General features: G+C 54.4%; 14 protein-coding genes and 3 tRNA genes. 9 read left to right on the plus strand and 8 right to left on the minus strand.

Features of this window, described 5'->3' with window-relative positions; translation table 11 throughout:
* Positions 1 to 96 precede the first annotated feature (96 nt).
* Positions 97 to 645 carry a SecY-interacting protein gene (gene syd / locus P6287_RS15335; protein ID WP_192412009.1) on the minus strand — a complete coding sequence of 183 codons (549 nt, stop codon included), beginning with the start codon at positions 643 to 645 and terminating at the stop codon, positions 97 to 99.
* A 62-nt stretch (positions 646 to 707) separates the two neighbouring features.
* On the opposite strand from syd, the gene queF reads away from it, so the two are divergent.
* The 3 genes from queF to xni all read left to right on the plus strand — a co-directional run bounded on the left by queF (position 708) and on the right by xni (position 3,909).
* Positions 708 to 1,553 carry an NADPH-dependent 7-cyano-7-deazaguanine reductase QueF gene (gene queF, locus P6287_RS15340; protein WP_277974018.1) on the plus strand — a complete coding sequence of 282 codons (846 nt, stop codon included), beginning with the start codon at positions 708 to 710 and terminating at the stop codon, positions 1,551 to 1,553.
* Between the two features lie 182 nt (positions 1,554 to 1,735).
* Positions 1,736 to 3,100: a nucleotide 5'-monophosphate nucleosidase PpnN gene (gene ppnN, locus P6287_RS15345; protein WP_101762010.1), complete on the plus strand. Its 1,365-nt coding sequence runs from the start codon at positions 1,736 to 1,738 to the stop codon at positions 3,098 to 3,100.
* 38 nt (positions 3,101 to 3,138) lie between these two features.
* Entirely contained in the window at positions 3,139 to 3,909 is a 771-nt protein-coding gene (gene xni / locus P6287_RS15350; RefSeq protein ID WP_101762009.1) for a flap endonuclease Xni, read from the plus strand.
* 380 nt (positions 3,910 to 4,289) lie between these two features.
* Here xni and rlmM read toward each other — a convergent pair whose 3' ends face one another.
* The 4 genes from rlmM to P6287_RS15370 all read right to left on the minus strand — a co-directional run bounded on the left by rlmM (position 4,290) and on the right by P6287_RS15370 (position 7,301).
* Complete coding sequence (gene rlmM / locus P6287_RS15355) at positions 4,290 to 5,390, minus strand: 23S rRNA (cytidine(2498)-2'-O)-methyltransferase RlmM (RefSeq protein WP_101762008.1); 1,101 nt, start codon at positions 5,388 to 5,390, stop codon at positions 4,290 to 4,292.
* Positions 5,383 to 5,778, minus strand: a complete 396-nt coding sequence (locus tag P6287_RS15360) for a DUF423 domain-containing protein (RefSeq protein ID WP_101762007.1) — start codon at positions 5,776 to 5,778, stop codon at positions 5,383 to 5,385. Before P6287_RS15360 ends, rlmM begins: the two co-directional genes overlap by 8 nt.
* Positions 5,779 to 5,827: 49 nt before the next feature.
* The gene (locus P6287_RS15365) at positions 5,828 to 6,745 is read right to left on the minus strand and encodes a transcriptional regulator GcvA (protein WP_101762006.1); all 918 of its coding nucleotides are present in this window, start codon (positions 6,743 to 6,745) and stop codon (positions 5,828 to 5,830) included.
* A 331-nt stretch (positions 6,746 to 7,076) separates the two neighbouring features.
* Positions 7,077 to 7,301 carry a YgdI/YgdR family lipoprotein gene (locus P6287_RS15370; RefSeq protein ID WP_008109575.1) on the minus strand — a complete coding sequence of 75 codons (225 nt, stop codon included), beginning with the start codon at positions 7,299 to 7,301 and terminating at the stop codon, positions 7,077 to 7,079.
* 206 nt (positions 7,302 to 7,507) lie between these two features.
* On the opposite strand from P6287_RS15370, the gene csdA reads away from it, so the two are divergent.
* Together csdA and csdE are read left to right on the plus strand one after the other, a co-directional pair.
* Complete coding sequence (csdA, locus tag P6287_RS15375) at positions 7,508 to 8,713, plus strand: cysteine desulfurase CsdA (protein WP_277974019.1); 1,206 nt, start codon at positions 7,508 to 7,510, stop codon at positions 8,711 to 8,713.
* A gap of 4 nt (positions 8,714 to 8,717) precedes the next feature.
* Positions 8,718 to 9,173: a cysteine desulfurase sulfur acceptor subunit CsdE gene (csdE, locus tag P6287_RS15380; RefSeq protein WP_110867956.1), complete on the plus strand. Its 456-nt coding sequence runs from the start codon at positions 8,718 to 8,720 to the stop codon at positions 9,171 to 9,173.
* On the opposite strand, the gene tcdA is transcribed toward csdE, so the two are convergent.
* Together tcdA and mltA are read right to left on the minus strand one after the other, a co-directional pair.
* Positions 9,161 to 9,967: a tRNA cyclic N6-threonylcarbamoyladenosine(37) synthase TcdA gene (gene tcdA / locus P6287_RS15385; RefSeq protein WP_101762004.1), complete on the minus strand. Its 807-nt coding sequence runs from the start codon at positions 9,965 to 9,967 to the stop codon at positions 9,161 to 9,163. The genes csdE and tcdA overlap by 13 nt on opposite strands.
* A gap of 28 nt (positions 9,968 to 9,995) precedes the next feature.
* Complete coding sequence (gene mltA / locus P6287_RS15390) at positions 9,996 to 11,144, minus strand: murein transglycosylase A (RefSeq protein WP_101762003.1); 1,149 nt, start codon at positions 11,142 to 11,144, stop codon at positions 9,996 to 9,998.
* Positions 11,145 to 11,348: 204 nt separating this feature from the next.
* On the opposite strand from mltA, the gene P6287_RS15395 reads away from it, so the two are divergent.
* The 3 genes from P6287_RS15395 to P6287_RS15405 all read left to right on the plus strand — a co-directional run bounded on the left by P6287_RS15395 (position 11,349) and on the right by P6287_RS15405 (position 11,683).
* Positions 11,349 to 11,425 (plus strand) — tRNA-Met (locus tag P6287_RS15395).
* A gap of 53 nt (positions 11,426 to 11,478) precedes the next feature.
* Positions 11,479 to 11,555 (plus strand) — tRNA-Met (locus tag P6287_RS15400).
* A 51-nt stretch (positions 11,556 to 11,606) separates the two neighbouring features.
* A tRNA-Met gene (locus tag P6287_RS15405) sits at positions 11,607 to 11,683 on the plus strand.
* A gap of 73 nt (positions 11,684 to 11,756) precedes the next feature.
* Here P6287_RS15405 and amiC read toward each other — a convergent pair.
* Positions 11,757 to 12,992: an N-acetylmuramoyl-L-alanine amidase AmiC gene (gene amiC, locus P6287_RS15410; RefSeq protein WP_277974020.1), complete on the minus strand. Its 1,236-nt coding sequence runs from the start codon at positions 12,990 to 12,992 to the stop codon at positions 11,757 to 11,759.
* Positions 12,993 to 13,225: 233 nt separating this feature from the next.
* On the opposite strand from amiC, the gene argA reads away from it, so the two are divergent.
* Positions 13,226 to 14,554, plus strand: coding sequence for an amino-acid N-acetyltransferase (gene argA / locus P6287_RS15415; protein WP_007891884.1), 1,329 nt, complete (start codon positions 13,226 to 13,228; stop codon positions 14,552 to 14,554).
* The last annotated feature ends 135 nt before the right edge of the window (positions 14,555 to 14,689 follow it).

Consider the following 14,689-nt stretch of genomic DNA (forward strand, 5'->3'; position numbering starts at 1 on the left):
ACATTTAGGGCTTCCGCAAGTCTGCGCAATGATCTAGCGATCTCTCACACCTAACGTGAGAGATCTCTCACAAAGCGCAGCCTAAAAATCTGCAAATCACTGAGTAACCGGTTGTAAAGCATTAAGAAATGTCTTAACCGATGTCGCCAGGACTTCACGCTTTTTAGTGCCAGGCTCCTCAATAATGACCTCGCCGGTAAGATTGCACAGCGCAATCACATCATTCTCTGAGTTGGTGGTGGCAATAAACAGCGTTGGCGCTTGTCTTAAGCGGCGCTTCATAACCAAGTGACCAATCAGGTTTTCCTGCAGGCGAGTGAAATCTGCTTCACTCCATACCTGCAGCAGGGTAATCGGCTGCAGTTCAAAGGTTGCCGTCATATCACCTGCAAACTGGCTGGTGTAAAACGCACTGATTTCTGGTTGCAGTTGCAGATCCAGCGCACGCTCTACCGCTTCAAGCGTGGCCGGTAACGTAAACGGCTGCGGCTGCCACAACACGCGGTCATCCAGCGTGCTGATAATGCAGTCGGAGGGAACGCCAAGCAGATCGGCGCTGGCGGGAAAATGTCCGGTTTGTTGCTGCCAATGTTCCACGTACCGGGCGGTAAACTCACGCAGAGCATCTACGGTTTGCTGCATCATTCATATTCTCGCAAGTGTTAGGTTACACTTAACCACTTTGATGAAATTCAGTGGTAACCGTTATGTCTTCTGAAAACCGGGATCAGGCATTAAGCGGCCTGACCTTAGGTAAGCCCACGGCTTATGTTGATCGCTACGATAACACGCTGCTGCAATCCGTGCCGCGCAGCCTTAACCGTGAGCCGCTGGGGCTGTATCCCGATAATCTGCCGTTTACTGGCGCAGATATCTGGACGCTCTACGAACTCTCCTGGCTCAACAGCAAAGGCGTTCCGCAGGTCGCAGTGGGCGAAGTGGTACTGCGCGCCGATAGCCAAAACCTGATCGAGTCGAAGAGTTTCAAGCTCTATCTTAACAGTTTTAATCAGAGCGTTTTCGCCGACTGGGGCGAAGTGCGTCAGACGCTGGAGCGTGATCTCAGCGCCTGCGCGAAGGGTCAGGTCAGCGTGGCGCTGTTTCGTCTCAGCGAAGTGGAAGGCCAGCCGATCGGCCACTTCAGTGGCGAAGTGATTGATGAACAGGATATCGAAATTCACGATTACGCCTTCAATGCGGATTATCTGGCGCAGGCTGCAGGCCGTGAAATTGTTGAAGAAACGCTGGTTAGCCATCTGCTGAAATCGAACTGCTTAATTACCAATCAGCCCGATTGGGGCTCGGTGATGATTCGCTACAAAGGCCCGCGTATTAATCGTGAAGCGCTGCTGCGTTATCTCATCTCATTCCGTCAGCATAATGAGTTTCATGAGCAGTGCGTTGAGCGCATTTTCAACGACGTTCAGTGCTTTTGTCAGCCAGAAGCCCTGAGCGTTTATGCACGCTACACCAGGCGCGGTGGTCTGGATATCAATCCGTGGCGCAGTAACGTGCCCTTCTCCCCGGGATTTTCCCGCCTGGTTCGCCAGTAATAGTTTGCGAGACGCCTCGCAGGCCGCTGCACGGATGCGCGGTTCCCCTTGAGCATTCACAGCGGACAACGTTACTCTGTTGAAGGCGCGATCGAAGCATGCGCGACCAGGGATTTTCGTCGCTGCGTTAATGAGTTAAGCGCAGCGTCACCAGCCACGCATTTGCGTGTAAAGGAGTTCTCTTGATTACACATATCAGCCCACTTGGCTCGATGGATCTGCTCTCCCAGCTTGAAGTCGACATGCTGAAGCGCACTGCTAGCAGCGACCTTTATCAGCTGTTTCGTAACTGTTCTCTTGCGGTACTCAACTCCGGTAGCCAGACCGACAGCAGCCAGGAATTGCTTTCGCGTTTTGAAAACTTCGACATCAACGTGTTGCGCCGTGAGCGCGGTGTGAAACTGGAGCTGATCAACCCGCCGGAAGAGGCATTTGTTGATGGCCGGATTATTCGTTCGCTGCAGGCAAACTTGTTTGCCGTGCTGCGCGACATTCTGTTTGTAAACGGACAACTGGCGGCAACAGAACGCTACCAGAACGAGGAGCCGGAAGACTCTGCGCATATCACCAATCAGGTGTTTTCGATTCTGCGTAACGCGCGTGCACTGCACATCGGCGAATATCCGAATACCGTGGTGTGTTGGGGCGGCCACTCAATCAATGCGGTGGAATACCAATATTGCCGCAACGTCGGCACGCAAATGGGCCTGCGCGAACTCAACATCTGTACCGGTTGCGGACCTGGCGTCATGGAAGCACCGATGAAAGGTGCGGCGGTGGGACATGCGCAGCAGCGCTATCATGACAGCCGTTTTATCGGCCTGACTGAGCCCTCAATCATTGCCGCCGAACCACCGAATCCGCTGGTCAATGAGCTGATCATCATGCCGGATATCGAAAAACGCCTTGAAGCCTTTGTGCGTATCGCCCACGGTATCGTGATCTTCCCTGGCGGCGTGGGCACAGCAGAAGAGCTGCTGTATTTGTTGGGTATTTTAATGAATCCGCACAACAGCGATCAGGTATTGCCGCTGATTCTGACCGGACCCAAAGAGAGCGCCGACTACTTCCGCGTGCTGGATGATTTCATCGTAAATACGCTGGGCGAAGCCGCACGTAAGCATTATAAAATCATCATTGATGATGCCGCTGAAGTGGCGCGTCTGATGAAGAAAGCCATGCCGCAGGTGAAAGAGTATCGCCGCGAAACCGGCGATGCCTACAGCTTCAACTGGTCGATTCGTATCGCACCCGAATTGCAGGTGCCCTTCCTGCCGACGCACGAGAATATGGCAAACCTGAAGCTGTTCCCGGATCAGCCCGCCGAGCTGCTGGCAGCCGATCTGCGTCGCGCCTTCTCCGGCATTGTGGCGGGTAACGTCAAAGAGATCGGAATTCGTGAAATTCGCGAGAAAGGCCCGTACAAACTGCACGGCGATGCCAATCTCATGCACCGCATGGACGAACTGTTGCAAGGTTTTGTCGCACAGCAGCGCATGAAGCTGCCGGGCAGCGCCTACACGCCTTGCTACGAAATCATCAAATAACCCATCAGGAAGGCAGCCTGCGGGCTGCCGCTATCGCTATGTCGCTTCATCTTCTTATCATTGATGCACTCAATCTGATTCGCCGTCTGCACGCTGTTCAGGGTTCGCCGTGCCGCGACAGCTGCGTTGCCGCCTTGCATCAGTTATTGGGACATACACAACCCACGCACGTGGTGGCGGTGTTTGATAGCCATGAGCGTCAGCCCGGTTGGCGCCATCAGCTATTACCGGATTACAAAGCGGGTCGCCCGCCGATGCCGGAGGATTTGCATCTAGAGATGCCCGCGCTGCAGGACGCCTTCCGCGCAGCAGGCGTTAACTGCTGGGTGGCTGATTTAGACGAAGCCGACGATCTCGCCGCCACGCTGGCGGTGAAAATGGCGGACGCTGGTCATCAAGCAACGATTGTTTCTACCGATAAAGGTTATTGCCAGCTGCTGGCACCTAACATTCGTATTCGCGACTATTTCCAGAAGCGCTGGCTGGATGTGCCTTTTATTGAACAAGAGTTTGGCGTAACGCCCGCGCAGTTGCCCGACTATTGGGGATTGTGTGGTATCAGCAGCAGTAAAATTCCCGGCGTGCCCGGCATTGGCCCGAAAAGCGCCCGTGAGTTGTTGATGCAGTTTGGATCGCTGGATGCGATCTACCAGCAATGGGATCAGGTACCGAGCAAATGGCAGGGAAAATTGCAGGAACAGCGGGAAATGGCAGAAATTTGCCGCAAAGTATCGACGTTAAAGCGTGATTTGGTACTGCAAGGCAATCTCAATACATTGAGATTTCAAACGAAACAGCCGTCGCCATAAATGGCGACTGTGCAAAACAGTTATCCTGCGAAATAATTTGTGCTACAGCAAGGCGAGCAAACGCAGCCAACGCCGCTGTAGTGCAAAGTATAAAGCTGGCATCCTGCGAAATAATTTGTGCTACAGCAAGGCGGCAAGTGCGCGAGTCCCCGGGAGCATACATCAGTATGTGACCGGGGCGAGCAAACGCAGCCAACGCCGCTGTAGTGCAAAGTATAAAGCTGGCATCCTGCGAAATAATTTGTGCTACAGCAAGGCGGCAAGTGCGCGAGTCCCCGGGAGCATACATCAGTATGTGACCGGGGCGAGCAAGCGCAGCCAACGCCGCTGTAGTGCAAAGTATGAAGCAGGACCGCTGTAGTGCAAAGTATGAAGCAGGATTAGCGCTCGTCGCGACGGCCGCCAACAGCCGCCCAAAGTCGACGTACGTGAACGGTCACTTCTTCTCGGTCGTGATAAAGCTGGCGCGCCTGAATCTGGGCATTAATACCCTGCGCTTTCAGCGCGTCATCAATCATCGCCAGGTTCTGTGTCACTTCTTCGTAGCGCTTTTTCATTGGCAGCTTGAGGTTGAATATCGCCTCGCGGCACCAGCCATTCACCAGCCATTCGGTCATCAGGCTTGCGACGCGCACCGGTTTTTCCACCATGTCGCACACCAGCCAGCTGATATTGGTACGCGGCGGACGGAATTTAAAACCATCTTCGCGGCAGTGCGTCACCTGTCCGGTGTCCATCAGGCTTGGCGCCATCGGGCCGTTATCTACCGCAAAAACCCACATGCTGCGTTTCACCAGTTGATAGGTCCAGCCGCCGGGGCAAGCGCCGAGATCGACGGCGTACATGCCGCTGGCTAAACGCTCATCCCACTCATCCGCAGGCACAAACACGTGAAACGCCTCTTCCAGCTTGAGCGTAGAACGGCTCGGCGCATCGGAGGGGAATTTCAGGCGCGGAATGCCCATGTAGAATGGCGAGTTGTTTTCCGGCAGCGAATAGCCGACGTAACAGGTGCCCGGCGCAATAAAGAACACGTGCACTACCGGACGCTTAGCCGTTTCGTAATTAAGCAGGATTTTGCTTTCACGCAGGCTGGCACGCAGCGGCACGGTTAATTTACGGCAGAACTTGGTGAGCTCTTTCGCTTCATTGGTATCCGGCACTTCAACCCGCAGTTCACCGCCCTTCTCCACCACACCGGTCAGCATGCCGACAATCGGCGTGATGCGGTCTTCTGGTGGCAGATCGCGCAGTAGCTCTCCCACCACCAGCATCTGCCGCGCAAAGATCAGTTCGGCAAACGGCAGCGTTTGGATCAGCTTTTCAGCATCTTGCTGCTGATAGCACTCATACAGCACGTAACCTGAGTCATCTTTGACGCGCGGGAAGCCGTAAATCTCGCGCTCAGCCGCTTTCGCGCTGATTTCTGCCGCGCACTCTTTCTCAAATCCTGGACGGCAATAGAGTAAAACTTTATTCATGGCGATCTGCCTTTCGTTTCAGACGCAGTGCGCCAATCAACATCAAGAACCAGCCAATAAGGAAGCATAAGCCTCCCACCGGCGTAACAAAAACCCAAAACTTCATGTGCGACAGCGCCAGACAATAGAGGCTGCCACTGAACAACACGATACCGAGCGCCATCGCGGCGCTACTCCAGTAAAACCAGATGTTGGCACGACGCAGCATAGCGGCACCCAGGCCAATCACTGCCAGCGTGTGATACGCCTGATATTCAAGGCCGGTATGTATCCACGCCATTTCGGCTGGGCCGAGCGATTTGCTCAGCACATGCGCGCCGAAAGCACCAAACGCCACCAGCATAAATCCGCTAATGGCAGCAAAAACAAACATGGCACGACTGGACATCAAACAATCCTCAAGGTAATGCGCACATCATTGTGCAGCCAGCAACGCATTAGTGATCGTAGCGAAAACGGAATTTTTCTTGTTCATTGGCCGCTTTTTCCAGGATCCACTGACGAAAGGCGGCTATTTTACCCAGTTCTGCCTGGCTGTCATGACAAACCAGATAAAAAGCATTTTTACTGACCAACACGTCATTAAAAGGACACACCAGACGACCGGCTTCAATTTCACTCTGCGCCATTACATTATTCGCCAGCGCCACGCCCTGACCATGAATCGCCGCCTGCAACACCATGGCGCTGTGGCTGAAGATCGGGCCCTGTTGCACATTAATATGCTGCACGCCCAGCTGACGCGTATAGGATTGCCAGTCACGACGCGATGCATCATGCAGCAGCGTGCAGTGCGCCAAATCGGCCGGCGATTTGAGAGGATGATCACCCGTCAGCAACATCGGTGAGCAGACTGGCAGCAAATATTCGGCATACAATTTCTCAACCCGCAGGCCTGGCCAATTGCCACGACCGTAGAAAATCGCCACGTCGACATCGTCCGCCAATTTCTCCTCATCACGGTCCACCGCCTGGATACGCACGTCGATGCCCGGATAAGCCATATTAAAGCTGGAAAGGCGAGGAACCAGCCACTGAATGGCGAAACTCGGCAGCAAACTGACGGTCAGCGCACCCTTAGCGCTGCGCGCCTGCAACTTGCGCGTGGCATCGTTAAGAGCGGAGAAAATCTCCTTAATATCTAAATAGTAGCTTTGACCTTCTTCTGTCAGTAAAAGCGAACGATTCCTCCGGCGAAACAGCTTTAGACCGAGGAAATCTTCCAGAGATTTGATCTGATGGCTGACAGCAGCCTGGGTAACAAACAGCTCTTCAGCGGCTTTGGTGAAGCTCAAATGACGGGCAGCAGCATCAAAGACGCGTAAAGCATTAAGCGGCGGAAGGCGTTTAGACATGGTTTTCCGTATCCGGATTGACAAGGTAATACTTCAACTTATACAAAGTCGCTACGTATTAGTTTTTTTAATCCGAGACATTATAATTTGTCCGTTGAGGAAGCTCCAGCAAATACCTATAGTTGCCGCACTTCCTGAGCCGGAACGAAAAGATTTCTGGAAACGTGCGAGAGATCGCAGACTTTTGGAGAGCTTTTGGCTTGTGGTCGTGATGTTGTGTTTGCATTTTGATCTGACGCTTGCAGATCAAGCTTTTAATTCCTGTAGATTTACCCTGTCTGTCCATAGTGATTTTAAATAGCACCGCAAATTGCGGTGCTTTTTTTTTGCCTTACTGCCCCATCTCCACCATCTCTTTGACGTCAGAGCGGTTAATCTGCTGCTTGTTGCCATTGGCATCCTGATAGCTGATCATACCGGTTTCGTCATCAACTTTAGGTTTGCCATCGGCGACGATGGTGCGACCATCGTTAGTGTGCATTACGTAATTGCTGGAACATGCGGACAGGGTAAAGGCCAGAGTACACACGGCCAGCACTGCGGTGAGTTTATTCATCTTCTATCTCCTTGCAGATTAATTGCATTAAACCACCCGCATGCGCTCACCAAGGGTAGCGCCAGTGAAATCGACTATGAATAGCGACGCGTTATGCGGGTTTCGGTTCAAACCTTGCAATAATTAGCATAACGCGCTTTTCCAGCTTTGCCAGGCAACGGGCCAGCTTTCAGCCTGGTCCTAACATGATTAACAGTGGGCTGAGTATGACCATTTTTTCTCCCGGCGCCTTCCGCCAGCAGTTCCCCGCGCTGAGCGATGCCGGAATCTACCTCGATAGCGCGGCTACTGCGCTCAAGCCGCAGGCGGTGATCGACGCAACCGCACAGTTCTACAGCCTCAGCGCTGGCACCGTGCATCGCAGCCAGTTCGCTGCCGCTCGCGCATTAACGGAAAAATACGAACAGGCGCGCGGATTAGTGGCGCGCTGGCTCAATGCTGCGGACGATCGGCAGATTGTCTGGACGCGCGGCACCACCGAAGCGATCAACCTGGTGGCGAACAGTTGGCTGGCTCCGCGATTGCAGGCTGGCGATGAAATCGTGGTTAGCGAAGCCGAACACCATGCCAATCTGGTGCCGTGGCTGATGGTGGCAAAAGCGGCGGGCGCAAAAGTGGTGAAATGGCCGTTGGGCGACGATCGTTTGCCGGATATCACGCTGTTGCCAGCACTGCTCAATTCACGTACCCGATTGCTGGCCGTTGGTCAGATGTCGAACGTCACCGGCGGCTGTCCGGATCTGGCGCAGGCGATCCGTTTAGCCCATGACGTCGGTGCCAAAGTGATGGTCGATGGCGCACAAGGTGTGGTGCATTGTCCGCCGGATGTAGAGGCGCTGGATATTGATTTCTATGCTTTTTCCGGCCATAAGCTTTACGGCCCAATGGGCATTGGCGTGCTGTATGGCAAAGCGGAACTGCTGGAAGCGATGGATCCATGGCAAGGCGGCGGCAAAATGCTGACGCAGGTCGATTTTGACAGTTTTACACCGCAGCCGGTGCCGTGGCGTTTTGAAGCCGGAACGCCTAATGTTGCCGGCGTGGTGGGGTTGAGTGCCGCGCTAGAGTGGCTGGCGCAACATGATGACAAAAAGGCCGAAATGTGGAGCCAGCAACTGGCGAGCCTCGCCGAGGAGCAACTGAGCGAGATCCCCGGTTTTCGCAGCTTCCGCTGTGGCAATGCCAGCCTGCTGGCGTTTGATATTGCCGGCATTCACCACAGCGATATCGTTACGCTGCTCGCCGAGCATGGCATCGCATTGCGCGCCGGGCAGCACTGTGCGCAGCCGCTGATGGCGGCGCTGGGCGTCACCGGCACGCTGCGTGTCTCGTTCGCCCCCTATAATAATTTGCAGGACGTGGATGCGCTGGTGCACGCCATGCGCCATGCCGTAGACTTACTGAGTGAATAAGCCCATGACATCAACCCTGCTCGCCCCGCATCCGTTCGGCGATCTGATTACCGCCGCCAGCCTGACGGAAAAATTCACCCATTTTCATCAGTGGGAAGATCGCTATCGTCAACTGATCCAGCTCAGCCGCCAGCTGCCTGCGTTAGCGGAAGAGTTAAAGACGCCAGATATCGAACTCACGGGCTGTGAAAATCGCGTGTGGCTAAGCAGCCAGTTGCTGAACAACGGCACGCTGCACTTTTATGGTGACAGCGAAGGACGCATCGTGCGCGGATTGCTAGCGGTGTTACTGACGGCGGTGGAAGGCAAAACGCCAGCCGACTTGCTGCAGCAAGATCCGCTGGCGTTGTTTGATACGTTAGGTCTGCGCGCACAGCTCAGTGCGTCGCGCAGCAGCGGTTTACAGGCGCTGGCGGATGCAGTGCAACGCGCTGCCCGTCAGCACGCTCAGGCCGTTTGACGCGCTGCCTTCGCCAGAAACTTCTTCAATGCATGGGAAACCGCCACAAACCCGAACGTGGCGGTAACCATGGTCGCCGCGCCAAATCCGGCGGCACAATCCATGCGTTTCGGGCCTTCGGCGGTGGAGCGTGAAGTGCACACGCTGCCGTCCGGCTGCGGATACATCAGCGCTTCCGTCGAGAATACGCAGTCGATGCCGAGCTTGCCTTTACTGTTCTTCACCACGCCAAAATCCCCTTTCAATCTCTCACGCAGCTTTGCCGCCAGCGGATCCTGAATGGTTTTTGCCAGATCGCTCACCTGGATCTGCGTGGGATCGATCTGGCCGCCCGCGCCGCCGGTGGTTATTAGCGGGATCTTGTTGCGACGACACCAAGCGATCAACGCGGCTTTGGGGCGCACGCTGTCAATCGCATCAATCACGTAGTCAAAACCCGCCGATAACAGTTCAGCGGTATTTTCCGGTGTGATGAAATCATCGATGCAGATCACTTCGCATTCCGGATTGATGGCGCGCATACGCTCGGCCATCACTTCGGTTTTCGCCTGGCCCACTTTGCCCTGCAGCGCGTGAATCTGGCGGTTGGTATTGGTGATGCAGACATCGTCCATATCAATCAGGGTGATTTTACCGATACCGGTGCGCGCTAGCGCTTCCGCTGCCCACGAACCCACGCCGCCAATACCAATCACGCAAAAGTGCGCGTCGGCAAAACGCTGCAGCGCGTCCTGGCCATAGAGACGCGCCGTGCCGCCAAAACGTTGTCGCCAGGCGTCGCTTACTACTGTCATAACCAAACCTTTCCGGGAAAACGGGACATTAATTAGAACCTAACAGCAGCGAACCGTTGTTGCCATTTTGTGGGTTGCTAAACAGCGGCTGACCGGTGCCCGGCGCGGCTTTTAGCACCCAGACGCGGCCATAATGGTTGTAGAAACCGGCCAGATGCGCCGCATCCGGGCCAACGCCCTGATAGATATCGAAGTGCTGGCCTTTAATCGCGCCACCCACGTCTAACGCCACCATCAGACGCATCTCATATTTGCCATTAAACTTGCCCTTCTCGTTCAGCTGCGGCACTTCGGCTAACAGCACGGTTCCGGCCGGAATCAATGAACGATCGGAGGCAACGGAAGCCTTGGCAATCAGCGGCACCGCGCTGGCACCGCGCACCGGCACATACTCTTCCGGTTTGAAGAAGACGAAGGATTGGTTAGTTTCAAGCACCGAACGCACTTCCTGTGGCGAATGCTCTTGCGCCCACTGACGAATCGCCTGCATCGACATATCTTCGCGCTTCACTTCACCGCGATCGATCAGCTCTTTGCCGATGCTGTGATAAGCCCAGCCATTTTTGCCGCCGTAACCAAAGAAGCGCAGTGGACGACCATCACCAAAATCAACGTAGCCGCTGCCCTGCACATCCATCATGAAGTTATCGATCAGCGAATTGCTATAGGCAATGATGTAGCGATCGTCGAGCCCACCATTATAGATAGAAGCACGGCTCGGCAGTTTCTGTCCACGCGGACGCGGTGGCATACGATAAATCGGATACTGGAACTCGCCCTGACGGGTATAACGCGCTTCCACAACCGGCGTGTAGTAACCGGTGAACTGCACATTGCCGTAATTGTCAGTGCCTTCCATCTGATAAGCATTCAAACCAAACTGGTTGAGCTGGCGCGTATCCGCGCCGGACAGCAGCCAGTTTTGCACTGCGCTGTAAGTACCGTTGTTGCGCCCGAACAGGCCGGATGAGGCGGTTTGAATCTGCACTACCTGATCGCTAAAGTCTTTGCCGTTCACCGGACGCCCTTTAGCATTCGGTTGGTTGACCAGCCCAAGCGGTTGCTCCAGCTTGCCATCGATATACTGTTGACCGCGGTCGGTCGGTTTGGAACTACAGCCCGCTAACAGCGCGATAAATGCGCCAGTAAGTGCATACTTCGCCCAATGTCCTTTCATAACCTTCTCTTTTTATCGATTGTTTGCCCGGCGACGATAGCAAAGGGGCAGAGAGAATGAAATCTGCCATCAGCGGTCACGCTCACATCTGTACAATAATCCACCCAATGGCGAGTTTATTCATCAACTGACTGTAAATTTGACGTTTTGTCTCAAAAAGGGGTTGCATCGCCGCGCGTCCAGAGTATAGTGCGCATCCACGGACGCGGGGTGGAGCAGCCTGGTAGCTCGTCGGGCTCATAACCCGAAGGTCGTCGGTTCAAATCCGGCCCCCGCAACCAATTCTTCTTAAATGAAGAGACAATGTGAAGTGTCGTGTAACGCGTCAGTCGGACGCGGGGTGGAGCAGCCTGGTAGCTCGTCGGGCTCATAACCCGAAGGTCGTCGGTTCAAATCCGGCCCCCGCAACCAATTGTCTTAAGAAGAATACAATGTGAAAAGTCGCTTAATGCGACAGACGGACGCGGGGTGGAGCAGCCTGGTAGCTCGTCGGGCTCATAACCCGAAGGTCGTCGGTTCAAATCCGGCCCCCGCAACCAATCATTTAAACACCTTAACGGGTGTTTTTTTGTTTCTGGCGTCCGGAAAAAAGCGGCATTGCTGCCGCCCTCCTCAGCGATGCGCTAGTGCCGCACCCTTATCAAAATACGCCTTAATCCCATGCAGAATCGCCTCAGCCACCTGATGCTGATAGCGCGACGTGCGCAGCTTGCGCTCCTCTTCGACATTACTGATAAACGCGGTTTCCACCAAAATCGAGGGAATATCCGGGGCTTTCAGCACCGCAAATCCCGCCTGATCGACGGTGCGCTTGTGCAGGTGATTGATATGTCCCATGCGTGACAGCACCTCTTTACCAAACTTCAGGCTGTCGCTGATGGTTTGCCGCTGCACCATGTCGAACATGGTGTGGTCGAGATAACGATCGCCGCTCATGCTGACACCGCCAATCAAATCGGCTTCATTCTGCGTTTGTGCGAGGAAGCGCGCCGCCGCTGAGGTAGCGCCGCTGGTCGAAAGGGCAAACACCGACGAACCGCGCGCGGCCCGACTGGTGAAGGCATCAGCATGGATCGAAATGAACAGATCCGCACGCTGCTTTCGCGCTTTCGCCACGCGGACACGCAGCGGGATAAACACATCCTCATTGCGCGTCATGTAAGCTTTCATGTTGCGCTCTTTGTCGATCAGCGCCTTCAGATAGCTACCGATCTTCAACACGATATCTTTCTCACGCGTTTTATATTTGCCATGCGCGCCGGGATCCTCACCACCATGGCCAGGATCGATCATGATGATAATCGGTCGATCGCGCCCCGCTTTGCCCGGCAGCGCCGCCTGCACCGGCTGATCGCGTTCAAGATCGCCCTGATTGTAATTCTGCAGTAATGCCAGTAGCGGATCCTCTTCCCGTGCTTGTTGATTAGGATAGAGATCGACCACTAAGCGATGCTTGATACCTGCCACTGGCGCAAGAGTAAATGTCTTGGGCGCAATGCTACGCTTGAGTTCCAGCACCAGTCGCACCGTGTTAGCGTCAAACTGACCGACGCGTGCGGTTTTGATATAGGGATCGTCCACGCGCACCAGCTTATCGACTCCTTTCAGGACCGGGTTGATGTGCATATTTTCGATATCAATAACCAGACGATCGGGACTCCCCAGCGTGAACTGTTTGTACTTGAGGGGAACGTTTGATTCCAGGGTTACGCGGGAGTAAGTCGATGAGGGCCAGATGCGCACCGCCACAATATGCTGGCTGGCAGCCAGCCCGGTACGCGTCACGCTTAGCATTAATAATGCGCCAGCGCCCTGTAATAATCGTCGTCGTGTAAAAGCTTCGGACATGCCGCTCCAACTGCTGTGTTATGTCTAAAAAATCATCACTCGATGGCAAGAAAGTGAAAACTTTACTCGATGAGAATTGTCTTGTCTTGCCGGAAAAACCAGATAATGCAGTCTGTTAGCGCGTGTTGCATCATGAAAATCGTAAAGTAACGTCAGGCCCGGCGCTTGCAATAAAGAGCAAAAGAGCATAAAAATACGAAAATTACGAATAAACATGCACAGAGGGCTTTGCCGTGAAGGAACGCAGTACAGAACTGGTTCAGGGTTTTCGCCACACCGTTCCCTATATAAATACCCATCGTGACAAGACGTTTGTCATCATGTTGGGTGGCGAAGCCATCGAGCATGAGAACTTCTCAAGCATCGTTAATGACATCGGTCTGCTGCATAGCCTCGGCATTCGCTTAGTGGTGGTTTATGGTGCGCGTCCGCAGATTGACGCCAGCATGGCCCAGCAACAGCTGGAACCGATTTACCACAAACATACGCGCGTTACCGATGCGCAGTCGCTTGAGCTGGTAAAGCAGGCCGCCGGTCGTTTACAGCTGGATATCACCGCGCGTCTGTCGATGAGCCTCAATAACACGCCGCTGCAAGGCGCGCACATTAACGTAGTGAGCGGCAACTTCATCATTGCGCAGCCGCTGGGGGTGGATGATGGCGTTGATTACTGCCACAGCGGGCGTATTCGTCGTATTGATGAGGAAGCGATCCATCGTCAGTTGGATAACGATGCGATTGTGCTGCTCGGTCCGGTAGCGGTTTCTGTGACCGGCGAAAGTTTTAACCTGACGTCAGAAGAAGTGGCGACGCAGCTGGCAATTAAATTGAAGGCCGAGAAGATGATTGGTTTCTGCTCCGAGCAGGGCGTGACCAACCGCGAAGGCGCGATTATTTCTGAATTGTTTCCGAACGAAGCTCAGGCGCGCATCGACGAAATGGAGAGCGACGGCGATTTCCTCTCAGGCACCGTGCGGTTCTTACGTGGTGCGGTCAAAGCCTGCCGCAGCGGTGTACGCCGCAGCCACCTGATTAGCTATCAGGAAGATGGTGCGTTGCTGCAAGAACTGTTCTCGCGCGACGGTATCGGTACCCAGATCGTGATGGAGTCGGCCGAGCAGATTCGTCGCGCCAACATCAACGATATCGGCGGTATTCTCGAACTGATTCGCCCGCTGGAGCAGCAAGGGATTCTGGTGCGTCGCTCCCGTGAGCAACTGGAGATGGAGATTGATAAGTTCACCATTATTCAGCGCGATAATTTAACCATCGCCTGTGCCGCGCTCTACCCGTTCCCGGACGAGCAGATTGGTGAGATGGCTTGTGTGGCAGTGCATCCGGATTATCGCAGCTCGTCGCGTGGAGAACTGTTGCTGGATCGCGTGGCGTTGCAGGCACGTCAGATGGGGCTAAAGAAGCTGTTTGTGTTAACCACGCGCAGCATTCACTGGTTCCAGGAGCGCGGTTTTACGCCGGTGGATATTGAATCCCTGCCCGAGAGCAAGAAGCAGATGTATAACTACCAGCGCCGTTCAAAAGTGCTGATGGCGGATTTGGGATAGTCGCATCATTTAACTGTGCCGTTGCGTAGTTGCACATACCGCAGCGGCGCAATTTATTGCGCAATATCCGCATGGGCAAGCTGCCGCCATTGATATGCGCGATTCATTGCGCCGTTACGGATTGTGCTGAATCGA

The sequence above is a fragment of the Pantoea sp. X85 genome (assembly GCF_029623675.1).
Lineage (GTDB): Bacteria > Pseudomonadota > Gammaproteobacteria > Enterobacterales > Enterobacteriaceae > Pantoea > Pantoea leporis.

What these genes read in the sequence shown, in the direction of transcription:
- syd (WP_192412009.1), bottom strand. Translation starts at nt 645, where the DNA reads ATGATGCAGCAAACCGTAGATGCTCTGCGTGAGTTTACCGCCCGGTAC.
- queF (WP_277974018.1), top strand. Translation starts at nt 708, where the DNA reads ATGTCTTCTGAAAACCGGGATCAGGCATTAAGCGGCCTGACCTTAGGT.
- xni (WP_101762009.1), top strand. Translation starts at nt 3,139, where the DNA reads ATGTCGCTTCATCTTCTTATCATTGATGCACTCAATCTGATTCGCCGT.
- rlmM (WP_101762008.1), bottom strand. Translation starts at nt 5,390, where the DNA reads ATGAATAAAGTTTTACTCTATTGCCGTCCAGGATTTGAGAAAGAGTGC.
- P6287_RS15360 (WP_101762007.1), bottom strand. Translation starts at nt 5,778, where the DNA reads ATGTCCAGTCGTGCCATGTTTGTTTTTGCTGCCATTAGCGGATTTATG.
- P6287_RS15365 (WP_101762006.1), bottom strand. Translation starts at nt 6,745, where the DNA reads ATGTCTAAACGCCTTCCGCCGCTTAATGCTTTACGCGTCTTTGATGCT.
- P6287_RS15370 (WP_008109575.1), bottom strand. Translation starts at nt 7,301, where the DNA reads ATGAATAAACTCACCGCAGTGCTGGCCGTGTGTACTCTGGCCTTTACC.
- csdA (WP_277974019.1), top strand. Translation starts at nt 7,508, where the DNA reads ATGACCATTTTTTCTCCCGGCGCCTTCCGCCAGCAGTTCCCCGCGCTG.
- csdE (WP_110867956.1), top strand. Translation starts at nt 8,718, where the DNA reads ATGACATCAACCCTGCTCGCCCCGCATCCGTTCGGCGATCTGATTACC.
- tcdA (WP_101762004.1), bottom strand. Translation starts at nt 9,967, where the DNA reads ATGACAGTAGTAAGCGACGCCTGGCGACAACGTTTTGGCGGCACGGCG.
- mltA (WP_101762003.1), bottom strand. Translation starts at nt 11,144, where the DNA reads ATGAAAGGACATTGGGCGAAGTATGCACTTACTGGCGCATTTATCGCG.
- amiC (WP_277974020.1), bottom strand. Translation starts at nt 12,992, where the DNA reads ATGTCCGAAGCTTTTACACGACGACGATTATTACAGGGCGCTGGCGCA.